Below are 17105 nucleotides of genomic sequence, written 5' to 3' on the forward strand. Positions count from 1 at the left end.
ACATGACGCAAATCCTGCTGAAGTCCAATATCAGAACCGCCGAGCTTGGTCATTTAACCGCCATCGATCTGGAGTTGAATGCCGTCATTTTGGAGTTGGTGTATCTGGCTTGTTTGAGCTTCGAGCACGGTCCATCCGCCGCAGGGATGTACCTCTCCGAGTATGGCGGGGAAATCAAAAGCGTTAGCTATGAGAATCCGCTGGATGTTCTGGGAGACTTCAAGAACATCTCGAAAAAATCCGCGGACTGGGTTCTGTCACGAACGTTGTTCTACCACGACAACCATAGGCGACGGGCAAGGGCCGATCAGGAGAAGGCAAGCGCTGACGAAAAGCATCAATCGATCATCGAGAAAAAGCTTGGCAACCTCGACAACGCCCACGCTTTGAGGCGAAAGTTGATCAAGGACGGAGCCGACCCCGACGAGCTCAACCGGCTCATCGGAGGGTTGCTCTTCGAGCAGCGTGCAAAACTGATTCCCGGGCCGGACCAGACGGGTTGAGCAGGCATTCATGGCGACTTACGATCTCATCGTTATCGGCACCGGCCCCGGCGGCTACGTCTGCGCCATTCGCGCGGCGCAGCTCGGCATGAAAGTCGCCGTGGTCGAGAAGAACCCGACGCTTGGCGGCACCTGCCTCAATGTCGGCTGCATGCCGTCGAAGGCGCTGCTGCACGCCTCCGAGATGTTTCAGGAAGCCGGACATTCATTCGCAAAAATGGGCATCGGCGTCAGTGCGCCGAAGCTCGATTTGCCGGCGATGATGGGCTTCAAGCAGCAGGGCATCGACGGCAACGTCAAGGGCGTCGAGTACCTGATGAAGAAGAACAAGATCAATGTCATCAGCGGCACTGGCCGCATCCTCGCAGCCGGCAGGATCGAGGTGACGACCGCCGACGGCGGGAAACAGACGGTTGAAGCGAAAAACATCGTGATCGCAACCGGCTCCGATGTCGCGAAGCTCAAAGGCGTTGCGATCGACGAGAAGCGCATCGTGTCATCGACCGGCGCATTGTCTCTCGACAAAGTACCGGGAAAACTTCTGATCATCGGAGCCGGCGTGATCGGACTCGAACTCGGCTCGGTGTGGCGCCGCCTCGGCGCGCAGGTGACGGTCGTGGAATTTCTCGACCGCATCCTGCCCGGCATGGACGGCGAGATCGCCAGGCAATTCCAGCGCATTCTCGAAAAGCAGGGCTTTGCATTTAAACTCGGAGCCAAGGTCACCGGCGTCGATACATCAGGCGAGACGCTGTCGGCGCAGGTTGAGCCCGCAGCGGGCGGCGCGGGCGAAACCATCGAAGCCGACGTGGTGCTGGTTGCGATCGGCCGCGCGCCCTACACCCGGGACCTCGGCCTCAAGGAAGCCGGCGTCGCGCTTGATAATCGCGGCCGCGTGGAGATCGACAAGCATTTCGCGACCAGCGTCAAGGGCATTTACGCCATCGGCGATGTCGTCCGAGGGCCGATGCTCGCCCACAAGGCTGAGGATGAGGGCGTGGCCTGTGCGGAGATTCTCGCGGGACAAGCCGGCCATGTGAGCTACGACGTGATCCCCAGCGTGATCTACACAACGCCCGAGGTGTCGTCAGTCGGCAGGACCGAGGAGGAGCTGAAGCAGGCCGGTACCGCCTATGCCGTCGGCAAGTTTCCGTTCACGGCCAATGGCCGTTCCAAGGTCAATCAGACCACCGACGGTTTTGTGAAAATTCTTGCGGACGCGAAAACCGACCGCGTGCTCGGTGTTCACATCATCGGCCGCGAAGCCGGCGAGATGATCCAGGAGGCTTGCGTGCTGATGGAGTTCGGCGGCTCGGCGGAAGACCTCGCCCGAACCTGCCATGCGCATCCGACACGATCGGAAGCCATCAAGGAAGCCGCCCTCGCGGTTGGAAAACGCGCCATTCACATGTGAGGACCGCGAGGCCAAGTTAGTTTGTCGCGATCCTTAGAGCATGATCCTGAAAAGTGGAAACCGGTTTTCGGAAAAGATCATGCTCAAACAAAAAGATAAGCGACGAGTCCGATTCAACGCAATTGAAACAGACTCTAGCGACTTTCACCGCTTCATGGAAACGGTGGAAGTCTCTATCTTTATGTTTTGACGCGTTTTCTTCACGCGAACCGGATTCCACTCGCTCGAAAACGCTATGGTCAGGCGCGAGGATGCGCCGTCCTGTAGACTTCCAAGAGCCGCTCGCTGTCGATGCCGGTGTAGATCTGCGTGGTCGAGAGCGACGCGTGGCCGAGCAGTTCCTGGATCGCGCGCAAGTCGCCGCCGCGGCTCAAGAGGTGCGTGGCGAATGAATGGCGCAACGCATGGGGCGTCGCGCTGTCGGGCAGGCCGAGCGCGCCGCGCATCCGCGCCATCACAAGCTGGATGATGCGGGCCCTGAGCGGGCCGCCGCGCGCTCCGACAAAGATCGGTCCGTCCGGCGACAGCGAATGCGGGCACATCGCCACATATTCATGAATAAGAGCCAGCACGTTATGCAGCACCGGCACCATCCGCGTCTTGTTGCCCTTCCCGGTGACAACCAGAACGTCGCCCGCGCCGGGCAGCGGCACGTCGCGGCGCTTCAGCCCGAGCGCTTCGGAAATCCGCAAGCCGGATCCGTACAACAGCGCCATCACCGCGGCGTCGCGCGCCCAGATCCATGGCTCCCGATCCTCGCCCGCGCGCTCCGACGCGTCGGCAAATCGTTTCGCCGCGCTCATCTGGATCGGCTTCGGCAGGCTCTTGCCAACCTTCGGCGCGCGGATCGCGCCGAGCGCGCCGACCTTGCCGAGTCCTTCCCGTTCCAGGAATCGCGCGAACGAGCGCAGCCCCGCCAGCGAACGCATCAACGACCGGCCGCCGATGTCCTCCGCGCGCCGCGCGGCCATGAAGGCTCGGATATCGCCTGGTTCAAGCGCGGCGAAACGCTCCAGCGTCACCAGCTCGCCCCAGTGCTGGCCGAGAAACATCAGGCATTGCCTGACATCGCGCGCATAGGCTTCCAGCGTCTTTGCCGACAGCCGCCGCTCGGCCCGCAGATGCGTCAGCCATCGCGCGATCTGCTGCCCGACGTCCGACGCCGCGCAGGCGGGATCGGGAAGCGGCTCTGCGAGTTTCGCCATCATCGCACCCTGCATGTTGAGTCCGGCGATTATATCGCGCCGTCCTGGTTTATCCTTCGCTAATCTTCCGGTTGGCTGGCCTATGGCGCCGTGTCCTCCTAAGCTGGCCGCCACTCCCGACAGAGACCGATTCTCCGGATGGACCGTTCTTCGCGCCATGGCACGTTCCCGGCATCGTCATCGACGACGCGCATCGTCGACGTGCAGGTTCCCGTTGCGATCGATCACGCCTATTCCTATCGCGTGCCGGACGGCATGGAGGTGCGGCCCGGCGACGTGGTGACGGTGCCGCTCGGACCTCGCGAGGTGGTCGCCGTGGTCTGGGCCGAGAACCCCGCGCCCGATCCGCGCCTGCACAACCGCCTGAAGGACATCTCCGGCAAGCTCGATGTCCCTCCGCTCAGGGACGAGCTGCGCACGCTGATCGACTGGGTCGCCAACTACACGCTGTCGCCGCGCGGCATGGTGATGCGCATGAGCCTGCGGATGGGTGAGCACCTCGGGCCGGAGCGGGCGCGGCCAGGCGTACGGTTGAGCGGCGAGCCGCCCCGGCGCATGACCCCGGCGCGACGGCGGCTGCTGGCGGTCCTGTCGGACGGGCTGCTGCGTGCAAAATCGGATGCGGCCAAGGAAGCAGGCGTCAGCACCGGCGTCGTCGACGGCCTCGTCGACGAGGGCACACTGGCAACCGAGCCGATGCCGCGTTCACCGCCGCCCCCGCCGCCGGACCCGGATTTCGCCGTGCCCGATTTCTCCCGATCGCAGCGTGCGGCCGTTGACGCCATGCGCGCGCTGGCGTCGAACGGCACCTTCCACGTCGCGCTGCTCGATGGCGTCACCGGCTCCGGCAAGACCGAAGTCTATTTCGAAGCGGTCGCCGAAACCGTCCGCCGCGGCAAGCAGGTGTTGATCCTGATGCCCGAGATCGCGCTGACCGGGCAGTTCCGCGACCGTTTCGCAGCCCGCTTCGGCGAGCGCCCGCTGGAGTGGCACTCCGAATTGACGCCGCGCAATCGCGCACGCAACTGGGCCGCGATCGCGGCGGGCGAGGCGCAGGTCGTGGTCGGCGCGCGCTCGGCGCTGTTCCTTCCCTATGCCGGCCTCGGACTGATCATCGTCGACGAGGAGCACGATCAAGCCTACAAGCAGGACGAGGGCGTGCGCTATCACGCACGCGATATGGCCGTGGTTCGCGCGCATGTCGCGAAGATTCCGATCGTGCTGGCCTCGGCCACGCCATCGGTTGAGAGTGAGGTCAATGCGCGCAAGGGCCGCTACCAGCGCATCGCGCTGACGTCGCGGTTCGGCGGTCAGCATTTACCGCGGATCGAGCTGATCGATCTGCGGCGCGAGGGACCGTCACGCGGACGATTCATTTCTCCGCGTCTCGCCGGCGAAATCCTCGCCGCCATCGAGCGGCGCGAGCAGGCGCTGCTGTTTCTCAATCGCCGCGGCTACGCGCCGCTGACCCTGTGCCGCGGCTGCGGCCACCGCTTCGCCTGCGCCATCTGCGATGCCTGGCTGGTGGATCACCGCTTCCGGGAACGGCTGGTATGCCATCACTGCGGCTTCTCGATGCCGCGCCCGCATCAATGCCCGCATTGCGCGGCCGAACAATCGCTGGTCGCGGTCGGCCCCGGCGTCGAACGGTTGCAGGAAGAGGCCGCCGCGCTATTCCCCGACGCGCGGACCATGGTGCTGTCGAGCGACCTGATCACCTCGATCGAGACCATGCGCTCGGAGCTGAACGACATCGCCGAGGGCCGCGTCGACATCATCATCGGCACGCAACTGGTGGCGAAGGGGCACCATTTCCCGCGCCTGAACCTCGTCGGAGTGATCGACGCCGACCTCGGCCTCGGCAACGGCGATCCGCGCGCCGCGGAGCGAACCTTCCAACTGCTCAATCAGGTGATCGGCCGCACCGGCCGCGAGACGGGCCACGGCATCGGCTATCTGCAAACCCACCAGCCCGAACATCCCGTGATGAAGGCGCTGGTCGCGAGCGACCGCGAGGCGTTCTATGCCAGCGAAATCGCGGCGCGGGAGCGGACCGGCTACCCGCCGTTCGGCCGGCTGGCCAGCCTGATCATCTCCGCGGGTGACCGTCCGAGCGCGGAGAGCTTCGCACGCCGGCTCGCCGCGATCGCGCCGATCGACGAACGCATTCAGGTGCTCGGGCCGGCGGAAGCGCCGCTGGCCCTGATCAGGGGACGCTATCGATTCCGCCTGCTGGTGAAGTCGGCGCGCGGCGTGGACCTGTCCGGCTATTTGCGCGACTGGCTCGCGTCCGCGCCGAAGACGCGAGGCAACCTCAAGCTCGAAGTGGATGTTGATCCGCAGAGCTTTCTGTAGCGCTCATAATTCCGCTGCCGGCCGCGGCCTTGCGAGCCCACGCAAATCACCGCAATCATCGTGCGGGATCGGGACGGGGTTTACATAACCTCGGCGACCACACGGCCGACGCCGCGGCCGGTCAAACCGATCGCGCGGGCGGCGCCTTTTGAAAGGTCCAGCACGCGGCCGCGGATAAACGGACCGCGATCATTAACGGTGACGACCACGCTGCGGCTGCCATGGGTGACCCTCAGCTTGGTCCCGAACGGCAGACTGCGATGGGCGGCGGTCATGGCGTTCTGGTTGAAGCGCTGGCCGGATGCGGTGCGGCTGCCGGCCTCATTGCCGTAATAGGAGGCCACGCCGGAGAACGATCGCCCCGAATGGCTAGAACCCCCAAAAGAAGCATAGGCGTTCCTCCAGGACCGTCCGCTGGCGCCGTGGCTCTTCGCATGATGTGCCTGATGATGATGGTGGTGATGATAATGATGCCGATGATGATTACGCGACCCGGCTGATGCCCCGGTGACGCTGCCTGCCACCAAAACGCTTGCGGCGATCACGGCGGCCAGCGTACGCGGCCGGATGAGAAATCCCAAGGTCGTGTTTTGCGAGTGCAACATTGATAAGGACCCCTGAAAGTATTGCCGCCCTTGCGGCAAGTGAAACCCCTGATTTTTTCGTCGGGGCAGGGTTGATCCTCAAACTAAGGCGTAAAATGGGCAGAGAATTGCTTCATGACTCGGATGAAATATCTTTTGATCGGAAAGGATTGGTCCGTCAGTCGCTGAAATACATACTTTAATGAAAAGATCACGATAATATACATTCACATACTGTAAAAGAAAGTCATCGCGCCGGACCAGAAACCATTCGGCAAGTACTGCAGGGGACCGCCCAGGCACTAGGCTTGAACTCGAGCCGTGCGGAAAACACCCGGGACACGGGTCTACACGGGTCTGTCCAATGGGCTTTTGTTCTGATCCGGCATTTGCCCCTTGAATTGCTGCACGCAGGAATGAGTCTCGCGCCTCACGGGATTGACCGAACCAGACGCCGGACCAGGACCGGTTGAATTTCTGGCGCCATGCGACAAGGCATCACGTACGCCGCCCTCATGTTGCACCTGCGCGCGCGCTATGTTAGCAAAGCCGCGATTTTAACGCTGCCGGCACGCTCGTGCCGGCCGGAAATCAAAGTCCCTCTTGAATTCCAAGGGCTTGGGCCGCTTTGGCGCCGCTTGTTCGGCGACGGCTTTTCTCTTGCGAATTTGACAGCTTGAAGAGCGCGGTGGTGGCTGCTGTAGATCCCTCGGTTTCCGGTGTTTCCGGCCGTTATGCGACGGCTCTGTTCGAACTGGCGCGCGAAGAGAAATCGATCGACGCCGTCAGGGCCGATCTCGACAAGTTCGATGCCATGCTGGCGGATAGCCCTGAACTGGTGCGCCTGGTGCGCAGTCCGGTTTTCAGCGCCGATACGCAAGGCAAGGCGCTCGCCGCCGTGTTGAATAAGGCCGGAATCGGCGGCACGACCGCAAACTTCCTGAAAGTCCTGGCCACCAACCGCCGGCTGTTTGCCGTTGCCGACGTGATCCGGGCGTTTCGCGCGCTGGTCGCGAGGTTCAAGGGAGAGGCCGCGGCCGAGGTCACCGTCGCCGAGACGCTTAATGACAAGAATCTGGACGCGCTGAAAACCGCGCTGAAATCAGTGACGGGCAAGGACATCACGCTCAACGTGAAGGTCGATCCGTCCATCATCGGCGGGCTTGTCGTCAAGCTCGGCAGCCGCATGGTGGACACCTCGCTCCGGACTAAACTCAATTCGATCAAGCACGCGATGAAAGAGGCAGGCTGATGGACATCCGCGCCGCGGAAATTTCTGCGATTCTGAAGGATCAGATCAAGAATTTCGGCAAGGAAGCCGAAGTTTCGGAAGTCGGACAGGTGCTGTCCGTCGGCGACGGTATTGCCCGCGTCTACGGCCTCGACAACATCCAGGCCGGCGAGATGGTCGAGTTCGAAAACGGCACGCGCGGCATGGCGCTAAACCTCGAAACCGACAATGTCGGTATCGTGATTTTCGGCGCCGACCGCGAGATCAAAGAGGGTCAGACCGTCAAGCGCACCCGCGCCATCGTCGACACGCCGGTCGGCAAGGGCCTGCTTGGCCGCGTGGTCGATGCGCTGGGCAATCCGATCGACGGCAAAGGTCCGATCCAGGGCGCCGAGCGCAAGCGCGTTGACGTCAAGGCTCCCGGCATCATTCCGCGCAAGTCCGTGCACGAGCCGATGGCGACCGGCCTCAAGGCCATCGACGCCTTGATCCCGATCGGCCGCGGCCAGCGCGAACTGATCATCGGCGACCGCCAGACCGGCAAGACCGCGATCGCGCTGGACACCATTCTTAATCAGAAGCCGCTCAATGCCGCCGGCGCCCCCGAGAGCCAGAAGCTCTATTGCGTCTACGTCGCGGTCGGCCAGAAGCGCTCCACCGTGGCGCAGTTCGTCAAGGTGCTGGAGGAGCAGGGCGCGCTGGAATATTCGATCGTGGTCGCCGCGACCGCGTCCGATCCGGCTCCGATGCAGTACCTCGCGCCGTTCACCGGCTGCACCATGGGCGAGTACTTCCGCGACAACGCCATGCACGCCGTCATTATTTATGACGACCTTTCCAAGCAGGCCGTCGCCTACCGTCAGATGTCGCTTTTGTTGCGCCGTCCACCCGGACGCGAAGCCTATCCGGGCGACGTGTTCTACTTGCATTCGCGCCTTCTGGAGCGCGCCGCGAAGCTAAACGACAGCCAGGGCAATGGCTCGCTGACCGCGCTGCCGGTGATCGAGACCCAGGCCAACGACGTGTCGGCCTATATTCCGACCAACGTGATTTCGATCACCGACGGCCAGATCTTCCTTGAAACCGACCTGTTCTTCCAGGGCATCCGCCCCGCGGTGAACGTCGGCCTCTCGGTGTCGCGCGTCGGCTCGTCGGCGCAGACCAAGGCGATGAAGAAGGTCGCCGGCAAGATCAAGGGCGAACTCGCGCAGTACCGCGAAATGGCTGCTTTCGCGCAATTCGGCTCAGACCTCGACGCCTCGACCCAGCGCCTGCTCAATCGCGGCTCGCGCCTGACCGAACTTCTCAAGCAGCCGCAGTTCTCGCCGCTGAAGATGGAAGAACAGGTGGTGGTGATCTGGGCCGGCACCAACGGCTATCTTGATCCGCTGCCGCTCGGCAAGGTGCGCGCGTTTGAGGACGGCCTGTTGGCGCTGCTGCGCGGCAAGCACGCCGATATCCTCAACACCATCCGCGACACCCGCGATCTCAGCGACGAGACGGCGGGCAAACTCAAGGGCATCGTCGAAGGTTACGCCAAGACATTTGCGTAAGTTTCGTCATGGCTGAGCCTTCCGTGCCTTGAGGCGCGGCAGCGAAAGACGACGTGGATGCCCGGCACAAGGCCGGGCGTGACGAAGTAGGGAATTTGCAGCCGGGTCCATGACCGGATCGGCGCAGGGCGAGACAGAGAATGGCTTCACTCAAGGACATGCGTGTCCGCATCGCCTCGACCAAGGCGACGCAGAAGATCACCAAGGCCATGCAGATGGTGGCCGCCTCCAAGCTCCGCCGTGCGCAGAACGCCGCGGAAGCAGCGCGGCCCTACGCCGAGAAAATGGACACGGTGATTTCAAACATCGCCAGCGCCGCGGCCGGCTCGCCCAACGCGTCGCCGCTTCTGGTCGGCACCGGCAAGGATCAGGTTCACCTGCTGCTGGTCTGCACCGGCGAGCGCGGCCTGTCCGGCGCCTTTAACTCGGCCATCGTCCGCCTGGCCCGTGAAAGAGCCTTCGCCTTGATGAACCAGGGCAAGGAAGTCAAGTTCTTCTGCGTCGGGCGAAAGGGCTATGAGCAGCTCCGCCGTATCTTCGACAAGCAGATCGTCGAGACCGTCGAACTGCGCTCGGTGCGTCAGCTCGGCTTCGTCAATGCCGAGGACATTGCAAAGAAAGTGCTGGCCCGGTTCGATGCCGGCGAATTCGATGTCTGCACCCTGTTCTATTCGCGCTTCCGCTCCGTCATTGCGCAGATCCCGACCGCCCAGCAGGTCATTCCGCTTGCGGTCGAGGCCGCGGCCGGAAATGGCAATGCGGCGCCGTCCTACGAATATGAGCCGGAAGAGGACGAGATTCTCAACCAGCTGCTTCCGCGCAATCTCGCAGTGCAGATTTTCCGCGCGCTTCTGGAGAATAACGCTTCGTTCTACGGCGCACAGATGACGGCGATGGACAACGCCACCCGCAACGCCGGAGAGATGATCCGCAAGCAGACCCTGATCTACAACCGCACCCGACAGGCGATGATCACGAAGGAGTTGATCGAGATCATCTCCGGCGCCGAAGCGGTCTAGTCGAAGGAGACGCAGCATGGCTTATGTCACCAAGGCGACGACCAAGGGTGGCCGCAACGGCCGCGCAATCCTCGATAATGGCGGGCTCGGCCTCGCCATGGCCCTGCCAAAAGAAATGGGTGGTTCGGGCGACGGACACAACCCCGAGCAGCTTTTCGCGCTGGGTTGGTCGGCCTGCTTCGGTCAGGCGGTGCTGGCACTTGCCAAAAAGCACGGCCTCGACGGTCAGGCTGCGGAAGTTGGCTGCAATGTCTCGATCGACAAGGACGACATCAGCTTCGCGCTGAAGGCCGAACTTACGCTGCGCATTCCGGGCGCCGACAAGGAAAAGGTCAAGGCGCTGCTCGAAGACGCTCATACGATTTGCCCGTATTCCCGGGCCACGCGCAACAACGTGCCGGTGACGCTCAGCGTCCTCTGACACGCCTCGTCGTTATAGGAGACTTTCTATGGCTACAGCAGCCAACCAGATCGGTCGTATTACCCAGGTCATCGGCGCCGTTGTCGACGTGCAGTTCGAAGGGCATCTGCCCGCCATTCTGAACGCGATCGAGACCAAGAACGGCGATAACCGCCTGGTTCTCGAAGTCGCGCAGCATCTCGGCGAATCCACCGTGCGCACCATCGCCATGGATACCACCGAAGGTCTGGTGCGCGGCCAGGAGGTCAGCGATACCGGCGCGCCGATCCGGGTGCCGGTTGGCGCAGGCACGCTGGGCCGCATCATGAACGTGATCGGCGAGCCGGTGGATGAGGGTGGTCCGATCAAGGCCGATGACCTGCGCCCGATCCATGCGGAAGCACCGTCCTATACCGACCAGTCGACCGAGGCGGAAATTCTCGTCACCGGCATCAAGGTCGTCGACCTGCTCGCGCCATACGCCAAGGGCGGCAAGATCGGCCTGTTCGGCGGCGCCGGCGTCGGCAAGACCGTGCTGATCCAGGAACTCATCAACAACGTCGCCAAGGCGCACGGCGGCTACTCGGTGTTCGCCGGCGTCGGCGAGCGCACCCGCGAGGGCAACGACCTCTATCACGAGTTCATCGAGTCGGGCGTGAACAAGAAGGGCGGCGGCGAAGGCTCCAAATGCGCGCTGGTGTACGGCCAGATGAACGAACCGCCGGGCGCGCGCGCCCGCGTTGCGCTGTCGGGCCTCACGGTCGCCGAGCAGTTCCGCGACCAGGGCCAGGATGTGCTGTTCTTTGTCGACAACATCTTCCGCTTCACGCAGGCGGGTTCGGAAGTGTCGGCGTTGCTCGGCCGTATTCCGAGCGCCGTGGGTTATCAGCCGACGCTCGCCACCGACATGGGCGCGCTGCAGGAGCGCATCACCACCACCAACAAGGGCTCGATCACCTCGGTGCAGGCGATTTACGTGCCGGCCGACGACTTGACCGACCCAGCGCCGGCCACTTCGTTCGCCCACTTGGACGCGACCACGGTGCTCAACCGCGCCATCTCGGAAAAAGGCATCTATCCGGCGGTGGACCCGCTCGACTCGACCTCGCGCATGTTGTCGCCGCTGATCGTCGGCGAGGAGCATTACCAGACCGCGCGTATGGTCCAGCAGGTGCTGCAGCGCTACAAGTCGCTGCAGGACATCATCGCCATTCTCGGCATGGACGAACTGTCGGAAGAGGACAAGCTGACGGTGGCCCGCGCCCGCAAGGTCGAGCGCTTCCTGTCGCAGCCGTTCCACGTCGCCGAAGTGTTCACCGGTTCGCCGGGCAAGTTCGTCGATCTCGCCGACACTATCAAAGGCTTCCGCGATCTTTGCCAGGGCAAATACGATCATCTGCCGGAAGCGGCGTTCTACATGGTCGGCACCATCGAGGAAGCCGTCGAGAAGGGTAAGAAGCTCGCGGCCGAAGCGGCTTAAATGGTCGATGCCCTTGCCGGGCTTGACCCGGCGATCCATCGATAAATATTCTTTAAATATTCTTGGCGGATGCACTCGCGGGTCAAGCCCCGCGGGTGACAGCAAAGAGACTGGAACCATGGCGACTTTCCATTTCGATCTCGTTTCGCCGGAGAAACTGGCTTTTTCGGGCGAAGTCGATCAGGTCGACATTCCCGGCGTTGAGGGCGATTTCGGTGTTTTGGCCGGCCATGCGCCTGTCGTCGCGACGATCCGCCCTGGAATCCTGACCGTCACCGCCGCCGGCGGTACACGACAGAAGATCATCGTACTCGGCGGTCTGGCCGAAGTATCGGAAAAGGGCCTGACGGTCCTGGCCGACGTGGCGACCTCAATCGAGGAACTTGATCGTGCGCAATTCACTGACATGATCGCAGGCATGGAAGCCCAGCTGACTGAAAAAGAAGGCTCCGAGCTCGACAAGGCCATCGAGCGGCTGGACCATTTCAAGAGCATCCAGAGTCAGCTCAATACGACGGCTATGCACTAGGTCATGATCCCGAAAAGTGGGAACCGGTTTTCGAATAAGATCATTGCTCAAACAAAAAGATAGGCGACGAGTCTGATTCAACGCAGTTGAACCCGACTCTAGCTGGAGTCTTTCCGCTTCTGACGGATCGGAACTATGTTGAGTTTGAGCGCCCGGCGAGGCTCCCGAATTCCTTGACCACGCGCTCATAGACCGGACGCTTGAAGGGAATGATCAACCTGGTGAGATTCTGCATCGGCTCCCAACGCCATGCGATGAATTCCGGCTTGTGACCGTCGCCAGGGTTAGTGATGTTAATCTCGTTATCCTTGCCGATAAAGCGCATCGCGTACCATTTCTGACGCTGGCCGCGATAGCGGCCCTTCCACGCCCGTCCTGCCACCATCCGTGGAATATCGTAGATCAACCAATCGGATATTTCAGCAAGCTTCTCGATCGATCGAACGCTGGTCTCCTCATAGAGTTCGCGCTTCGCTGCAAGCCACGTGTCCTCGCCGGGATCGACGCCGCCTTGCGGCATTTGCCAAACATGCTGATCATCGGCGTGCTCAATGCCTGCGCGGCGACCGATGAAAACGAGCCCCCTCTCGTTGATCAGCATCATGCCCACGCAAGTGCGGTAGGGTAGATCGTCATAACGCGCCATTCCATCAATGCCCTGCACGCCTCCTCCGCTCTGAAAACGGACTCGGATTTCGATATCAGTTCGATTTTGATTTCAGCATTGCGGTTGTCAATGGCACAAGCATCACGCCACGGCTTTCGAGACCCTTGATCCAGGCGCCAACTCGATCGATGGAAACCGGAAGCGCCGAAGTCATGCCCACGGCCGTCCCTCGTCCCTTCGCCAGTTCTTCAAGTCTTGCGAGAGTTTTGTCGATCTCCACCGAGGTCGGGACGGCATCAATGGTCAGGTCGGCCTTGATGAACGGCATCGCCTGCCCCTTGGCGAGTTGACCCGCGACGCTCGTCGGCGCAGTGCCGTCGTCAAGGTAGCCGAGGCCGCGCTTGGCTGCTTCGCGAATGATCGGCTGCATGGCCGCAACCGCAGTGACAAAACGCGCTCCCATGAAATTGGTCAGACCGACATAGCCTTGAAAGCGGCTCAACTGCCAATGCAGGCGATCGATATTCTGATCAGTGCCGAGTGTCGTGAGCAGGGTTTGCGGTCCCGGGTCGTTGTCGGGATAATCATGGGGTTCCATGGGAAGCTGCAGCAGCACCTCGTGATGTTGAGCGCGCGCCTGTTCCACCAGCTTGCCCGGATCGGAGCTATAGGGTGTGAACGCCAGCGTCACGGCTGACGGCAGCTTCATGATTGCGTCGATGGTCTTCGTCGTACCGATGCCGAGACCGCTGACCACGATCGCAACCACCGGCATCGTTGCAGCCTTCGCGCGATCCGCCTCGGTGCCCATCGCATAAGCCTTGAAAGCCTTCAACCCGTCGGCAGCAACCACTGGAATCATTCCATAACGCGACTTCTCCAACAGACGCTGATGGATTCCCGTTGCCGCCGCCTCGGAGCGAGCGTCCGCGGCATCGGAATCCGGACCGGCGACGACGACATCCTGACGCGATCCGCTGGATCCGTCGATGATGGTGATGGTCTTCTGTCCGGTTGCGGATCGAGTGGCGACGGCGGCGCTGTCCGGCTGTTGCGACGCAGGCCGGGTGGCTGCGGATTTTTCATCGCTGACCGGGGTGTGCCGGATCACGACCCTGGCCACGGGTTCGCCGCCGAGCGGATCGTGATTAAAGAAAACAAAGCCGAGGAAGACGACGAGGATCGATCCCAGTAAAAATCCCGCGGCCTGTGGCAGCGTGAAAGGAAACCGCAAACGGCGCCTGGGCGCGGAATTCTGCCCAAGCGGCATGCTGAGATCCTCCGTAGTATCAGCCATGGCCCCCTCGAATCATCCGAATCAAGAATACCATGGGCGCTTGCAAAGGCGGCACACCAGATCAGGCGGTTGCCTGTCGTCCTCCGCACCCGCGAAACGAACGGGCGACCCGCAGGCCGCCCGAATCCGAAAACAGGATGGTTTCAGAGGATCAATTCGCTGCCTTGTTTGCGGGCTTTTCAATCGCCGCCTTGTTACCGGGGAGCGGCGACGATGCGTTGATCTTGACGCCGTGGAGAAGGTCATCAGCCATCTTGAGGGCCTTGTCTTTCGCGGCGTCCGACGGGAAGTAGGATTGCGAGCCTGTCTTCTCATCGGTGCCGTTTCGAAGATGCCCCCGCAGCGAAGCCTCGCCCTTGGTGTCGGTCCGTGACTTCAATTCATCGGGCACGTCCTGAAGCACCTCGATATCCGGAACGATGCCCTTGGCCTGAATCGAACGGCCCGAGGGCGTATAATAGCGCGCGGTGGTCAGCCGGAGCGCGCCGTTGCCCGACCCCAGCGGAATGATGGTCTGCACCGAGCCCTTGCCGAACGAGCGGGTCCCGATCAATGTCGCCCGCTTGTGATCCTGCAACGCGCCGGCGACGATTTCGGAGGCCGATGCCGACCCGCCGTTGATCAGAACGATAACGGGCTTGCCCTTGGTGAGGTCGCCGGGATGTGCGCTGCGCCGCTGGGTTTCCTCGGCATTGCGGCCTCGCGTCGACACGATCTCGCCGCGATCGAGGAGGGCATCTGAAACGGTGACCGCTTCCTCGAGAAGCCCGCCGGGGTTATTGCGCAGGTCGATGATATAACCCTTGAGCTTGTCGCCGATCTGGCTTTGAAGGTCGGAAATCGACTTCTTCAGTCCCTCGGTCGTCTGCTCATTGAATGTCGTGATGCGGATATAGGCGATGTCGTCGGACTGGATCCGCGAACGAACCGAACGGACGCGAATGTTGTCGCGCACCAGCGTCACATCGATCGGGTTTTCCTGTCCCTTGCGGATGATCTTCAGCTTGATCTTGGTGCCGATCGGGCCGCGCATCTTGTCGACGGCCTGGTTGAGGGTCAGCCCCTGCACCGCCTCGTCGTCAAGATTGGTGATGATGTCATTCGCCAGGATCCCCGCCTTGGATGCCGGCGTGTCGTCGATCGGCGAGACGACCTTGACCAGGCCATCCTCCATCGTGACCTCGATGCCGAGACCTCCGAACTCGCCGCGGGTCTGCACCTGCATGTCGCGGAAGCTCTTCGCATCCATGTAGCTCGAATGCGGATCAAGACCGGTCAGCATTCCGCTGATTGCCGATTCGACCAGCTTGCTGTCGTCAGGCTTTTCGACGTAGTCGGTGCGGACACGCTCGAACACATCGCCAAACAGGTTAAGCTGGCGATAGGTATCCGACGTTGCGGCTCGTGCGCTTGATCCCACCAGCACAGAGCGCGGCTGTGTCACGAACAGCGTCAACGCGGCACCCGCGGCGGCGCTGAGAACAATAAGGGAAACCTTGCGCATCATCCGCGAACCTTTTGACCTTTGTTGACAGCCCACCACGGGCCTGGATCAATGGGAGCGCCGTCCTTACGGAACTCAATGTAGAGGACGGGCTGACTAGCGTTTGCCGCGAGAATCGAGGCGACACGGGAAGTCGATCCCATCGTCGCTACCGGCTCTCCGGTCAACACGAACTGGCCGATGTTAACCGAAATACGCTCCATGCCGGCGATCAGCACATGATATCCGCCACCGGCATTGAGGATCAAGAGTTGTCCGTAGCTCCGGAACGGCCCCGCATATACCACCCAGCCGTCACATGGTGTCGTCACCTGAGCGCCCGGACGGGCGGCCAGCGACACGCCTTTTTCCACGCCACCGGCGCCATCCGACCCGCCGAAGTCCCGAATCTTCGTGCCGTTTACCGGAAGCGCAAACAAGCCCTTGGCCGACGCAAAGGCAATAGCCGGACTGAGCCGGCCGGGATCCTTGAGGGCGCCTAGATTCGGTTTGCCGTCGGGCGCCCCCGGAACGCCTTGCCGGCTGGCTGTAGCCGCTGCCTTGGCCGCGCTCTTGAGGTCCTGCTCCATCTTCGCGATCAGGCCCTGCAGGTCATCGACCTGACGCGACAATTCGATCGCGCGCGCCGCCTCCACGGCCATATTTTTTTCGATGCTGCTCTGCTGCCGCTGTCGTTCGTCCACCAGCGTCGCCAAGCCGGCTTGTTCCTGCTTGAGGCTGTCGCGATCGGCAGCCATCCGATCCCGCTCGGCAGCGATCGATTTCCGAAGGCCGACAAGTTCATCGAGATCGGCCACGAGCTTTTTCGTGCGCACGCGCATCTCTGGCACAACGGAACCGAGCAGGATCGCGGTGCGTAACGACTGCAAAGCGTCCTCCGGCCGCACCAGCAAGGCAGGCGGTGTGCGGCGGCCGGCGCGCTGGAGCGCGGCGAGCACTTCCATGATCTCCGATCGCCGCGAATCCAGTGAACCCCGGATTTCCTGTTCGCGGGCATCGAGCGGCAGCAGGCGCGCCTCGGCCTCCGTAATTTCAGTCTCGATGTCGCGAACCCTGGCGGCGACTTCGATCAACTGTTGATTGAGCTTGGCGCGATTCCGACCAATCGCCGCAATATCGACCTTCAGTCGTTCCTGTAATTCAACAGCGCTCTTTTGCTGTGCCCGTACCGCTTCCAGATCCCGCTCGCGCTGCTTGATATCGTCCGCCGACGGGTTCGCCGGCGAGGGGGTTCCGGCCTGCGCCATCACACACGACGAAAGCGCGAACGAAAAACCCGCGAGCAGACAAGCCGAGATCACAAGCATGGAAGCCGGCGGCGACTGTCCATATCGCACCTCCGCGGGCTCTAAACAGAAGCCCCGGACCAGTTCCAGTTCAGGTGATGGGCGCTCGTTTGCTCGCACAGTTCAATCCGATCGCGC

Annotated in this window: 15 protein-coding genes; 9 read left to right on the plus strand and 6 right to left on the minus strand. The window is 62.2% G+C overall.

Annotated elements, in window-relative coordinates:
- Window positions 1–2 precede the first annotated feature (2 nt).
- Window positions 3–503: a hypothetical protein gene (locus NB311A_RS10635; RefSeq protein WP_009798542.1), complete on the plus strand. Its 501-nt coding sequence runs from the start codon at window positions 3–5 to the stop codon at window positions 501–503.
- A gap of 10 nt (window positions 504–513) precedes the next feature.
- Complete coding sequence (gene lpdA / locus NB311A_RS10640) at window positions 514–1917, plus strand: dihydrolipoyl dehydrogenase (RefSeq protein ID WP_009798543.1); 1404 nt, start codon at window positions 514–516, stop codon at window positions 1915–1917.
- 239 nt (window positions 1918–2156) lie between these two features.
- Here the strand turns inward: lpdA and NB311A_RS10645 are convergent, their stop codons facing one another.
- Window positions 2157–3122, minus strand: coding sequence for a tyrosine recombinase XerC (locus tag NB311A_RS10645; protein WP_040674903.1), 966 nt, complete (start codon window positions 3120–3122; stop codon window positions 2157–2159).
- A gap of 138 nt (window positions 3123–3260) precedes the next feature.
- On the opposite strand from NB311A_RS10645, the gene NB311A_RS10650 reads away from it, so the two are divergent.
- Entirely contained in the window at window positions 3261–5477 is a 2217-nt protein-coding gene (locus NB311A_RS10650) for a primosomal protein N' (protein ID WP_009798546.1), read from the plus strand.
- An 80-nt stretch (window positions 5478–5557) separates the two neighbouring features.
- Here the strand turns inward: NB311A_RS10650 and NB311A_RS10655 are convergent, their stop codons facing one another.
- The gene (locus NB311A_RS10655; protein ID WP_009798547.1) at window positions 5558–6082 is read right to left on the minus strand and encodes a septal ring lytic transglycosylase RlpA family protein; all 525 of its coding nucleotides are present in this window, start codon (window positions 6080–6082) and stop codon (window positions 5558–5560) included.
- A 670-nt stretch (window positions 6083–6752) separates the two neighbouring features.
- Between NB311A_RS10655 and NB311A_RS10665 the strand changes: the two genes are divergently transcribed.
- From NB311A_RS10665 to NB311A_RS10690, 6 genes are all read left to right on the plus strand, one after another.
- Window positions 6753–7313, plus strand: coding sequence for a F0F1 ATP synthase subunit delta (locus tag NB311A_RS10665; protein WP_040674906.1), 561 nt, complete (start codon window positions 6753–6755; stop codon window positions 7311–7313).
- Window positions 7313–8845: a F0F1 ATP synthase subunit alpha gene (gene atpA / locus NB311A_RS10670; protein WP_009798550.1), complete on the plus strand. Its 1533-nt coding sequence runs from the start codon at window positions 7313–7315 to the stop codon at window positions 8843–8845. The genes NB311A_RS10665 and atpA overlap by 1 nt, the downstream gene beginning before the upstream one ends.
- Before the next feature lie 140 nt (window positions 8846–8985).
- Window positions 8986–9864 (plus strand): F0F1 ATP synthase subunit gamma, encoded by an 879-nt coding sequence (locus NB311A_RS10675; protein WP_009798551.1) that lies wholly within the window; start codon window positions 8986–8988, stop codon window positions 9862–9864.
- Window positions 9865–9880: 16 nt separating this feature from the next.
- The gene (locus NB311A_RS10680; protein ID WP_009798552.1) at window positions 9881–10285 is read left to right on the plus strand and encodes an organic hydroperoxide resistance protein; all 405 of its coding nucleotides are present in this window, start codon (window positions 9881–9883) and stop codon (window positions 10283–10285) included.
- A 28-nt stretch (window positions 10286–10313) separates the two neighbouring features.
- Window positions 10314–11744 (plus strand): F0F1 ATP synthase subunit beta, encoded by a 1431-nt coding sequence (gene atpD / locus NB311A_RS10685; RefSeq protein WP_009798553.1) that lies wholly within the window; start codon window positions 10314–10316, stop codon window positions 11742–11744.
- Window positions 11745–11862: 118 nt separating this feature from the next.
- Complete coding sequence (locus tag NB311A_RS10690; protein WP_009798554.1) at window positions 11863–12273, plus strand: F0F1 ATP synthase subunit epsilon; 411 nt, start codon at window positions 11863–11865, stop codon at window positions 12271–12273.
- A 133-nt stretch (window positions 12274–12406) separates the two neighbouring features.
- On the opposite strand, the gene NB311A_RS10695 is transcribed toward NB311A_RS10690, so the two are convergent.
- The 4 genes from NB311A_RS10695 to NB311A_RS10710 form a co-directional block, all read right to left on the minus strand.
- Window positions 12407–12919 (minus strand): RNA pyrophosphohydrolase, encoded by a 513-nt coding sequence (locus tag NB311A_RS10695; RefSeq protein WP_009798555.1) that lies wholly within the window; start codon window positions 12917–12919, stop codon window positions 12407–12409.
- A 55-nt stretch (window positions 12920–12974) separates the two neighbouring features.
- Entirely contained in the window at window positions 12975–14177 is a 1203-nt protein-coding gene (locus NB311A_RS10700) for a divergent polysaccharide deacetylase family protein (protein ID WP_009798556.1), read from the minus strand.
- Window positions 14178–14328: 151 nt separating this feature from the next.
- Window positions 14329–15684 carry a S41 family peptidase gene (locus tag NB311A_RS10705; protein WP_009798557.1) on the minus strand — a complete coding sequence of 452 codons (1356 nt, stop codon included), beginning with the start codon at window positions 15682–15684 and terminating at the stop codon, window positions 14329–14331.
- Window positions 15681–16988: a murein hydrolase activator EnvC gene (locus NB311A_RS10710; RefSeq protein ID WP_009798558.1), complete on the minus strand. Its 1308-nt coding sequence runs from the start codon at window positions 16986–16988 to the stop codon at window positions 15681–15683. Before NB311A_RS10710 ends, NB311A_RS10705 begins: the two co-directional genes overlap by 4 nt.
- Between the last annotated feature and the right edge of the window lie 117 nt (window positions 16989–17105).

The sequence above is a fragment of the Nitrobacter sp. Nb-311A genome (assembly GCF_000152905.1).
Taxonomy (GTDB): Bacteria; Pseudomonadota; Alphaproteobacteria; order Rhizobiales; family Xanthobacteraceae; genus Nitrobacter.

Coding starts and splice junctions, on each gene's coding strand:
- NB311A_RS10635 (WP_009798542.1), top strand. CDS start 3: ATGACGCAAATCCTGCTGAAGTCCAATATCAGAACCGCCGAGCTTGGT.
- lpdA (WP_009798543.1), top strand. CDS start 514: ATGGCGACTTACGATCTCATCGTTATCGGCACCGGCCCCGGCGGCTAC.
- NB311A_RS10645 (WP_040674903.1), bottom strand. CDS start 3,122: ATGGCGAAACTCGCAGAGCCGCTTCCCGATCCCGCCTGCGCGGCGTCG.
- NB311A_RS10650 (WP_009798546.1), top strand. CDS start 3,261: ATGGACCGTTCTTCGCGCCATGGCACGTTCCCGGCATCGTCATCGACG.
- NB311A_RS10655 (WP_009798547.1), bottom strand. CDS start 6,082: ATGTTGCACTCGCAAAACACGACCTTGGGATTTCTCATCCGGCCGCGT.
- atpA (WP_009798550.1), top strand. CDS start 7,313: ATGGACATCCGCGCCGCGGAAATTTCTGCGATTCTGAAGGATCAGATC.
- NB311A_RS10675 (WP_009798551.1), top strand. CDS start 8,986: ATGGCTTCACTCAAGGACATGCGTGTCCGCATCGCCTCGACCAAGGCG.
- NB311A_RS10680 (WP_009798552.1), top strand. CDS start 9,881: ATGGCTTATGTCACCAAGGCGACGACCAAGGGTGGCCGCAACGGCCGC.
- atpD (WP_009798553.1), top strand. CDS start 10,314: ATGGCTACAGCAGCCAACCAGATCGGTCGTATTACCCAGGTCATCGGC.
- NB311A_RS10690 (WP_009798554.1), top strand. CDS start 11,863: ATGGCGACTTTCCATTTCGATCTCGTTTCGCCGGAGAAACTGGCTTTT.
- NB311A_RS10695 (WP_009798555.1), bottom strand. CDS start 12,919: ATGGCGCGTTATGACGATCTACCCTACCGCACTTGCGTGGGCATGATG.
- NB311A_RS10700 (WP_009798556.1), bottom strand. CDS start 14,177: ATGGCTGATACTACGGAGGATCTCAGCATGCCGCTTGGGCAGAATTCC.
- NB311A_RS10705 (WP_009798557.1), bottom strand. CDS start 15,684: ATGATGCGCAAGGTTTCCCTTATTGTTCTCAGCGCCGCCGCGGGTGCC.
- NB311A_RS10710 (WP_009798558.1), bottom strand. CDS start 16,988: ATGCTTGTGATCTCGGCTTGTCTGCTCGCGGGTTTTTCGTTCGCGCTT.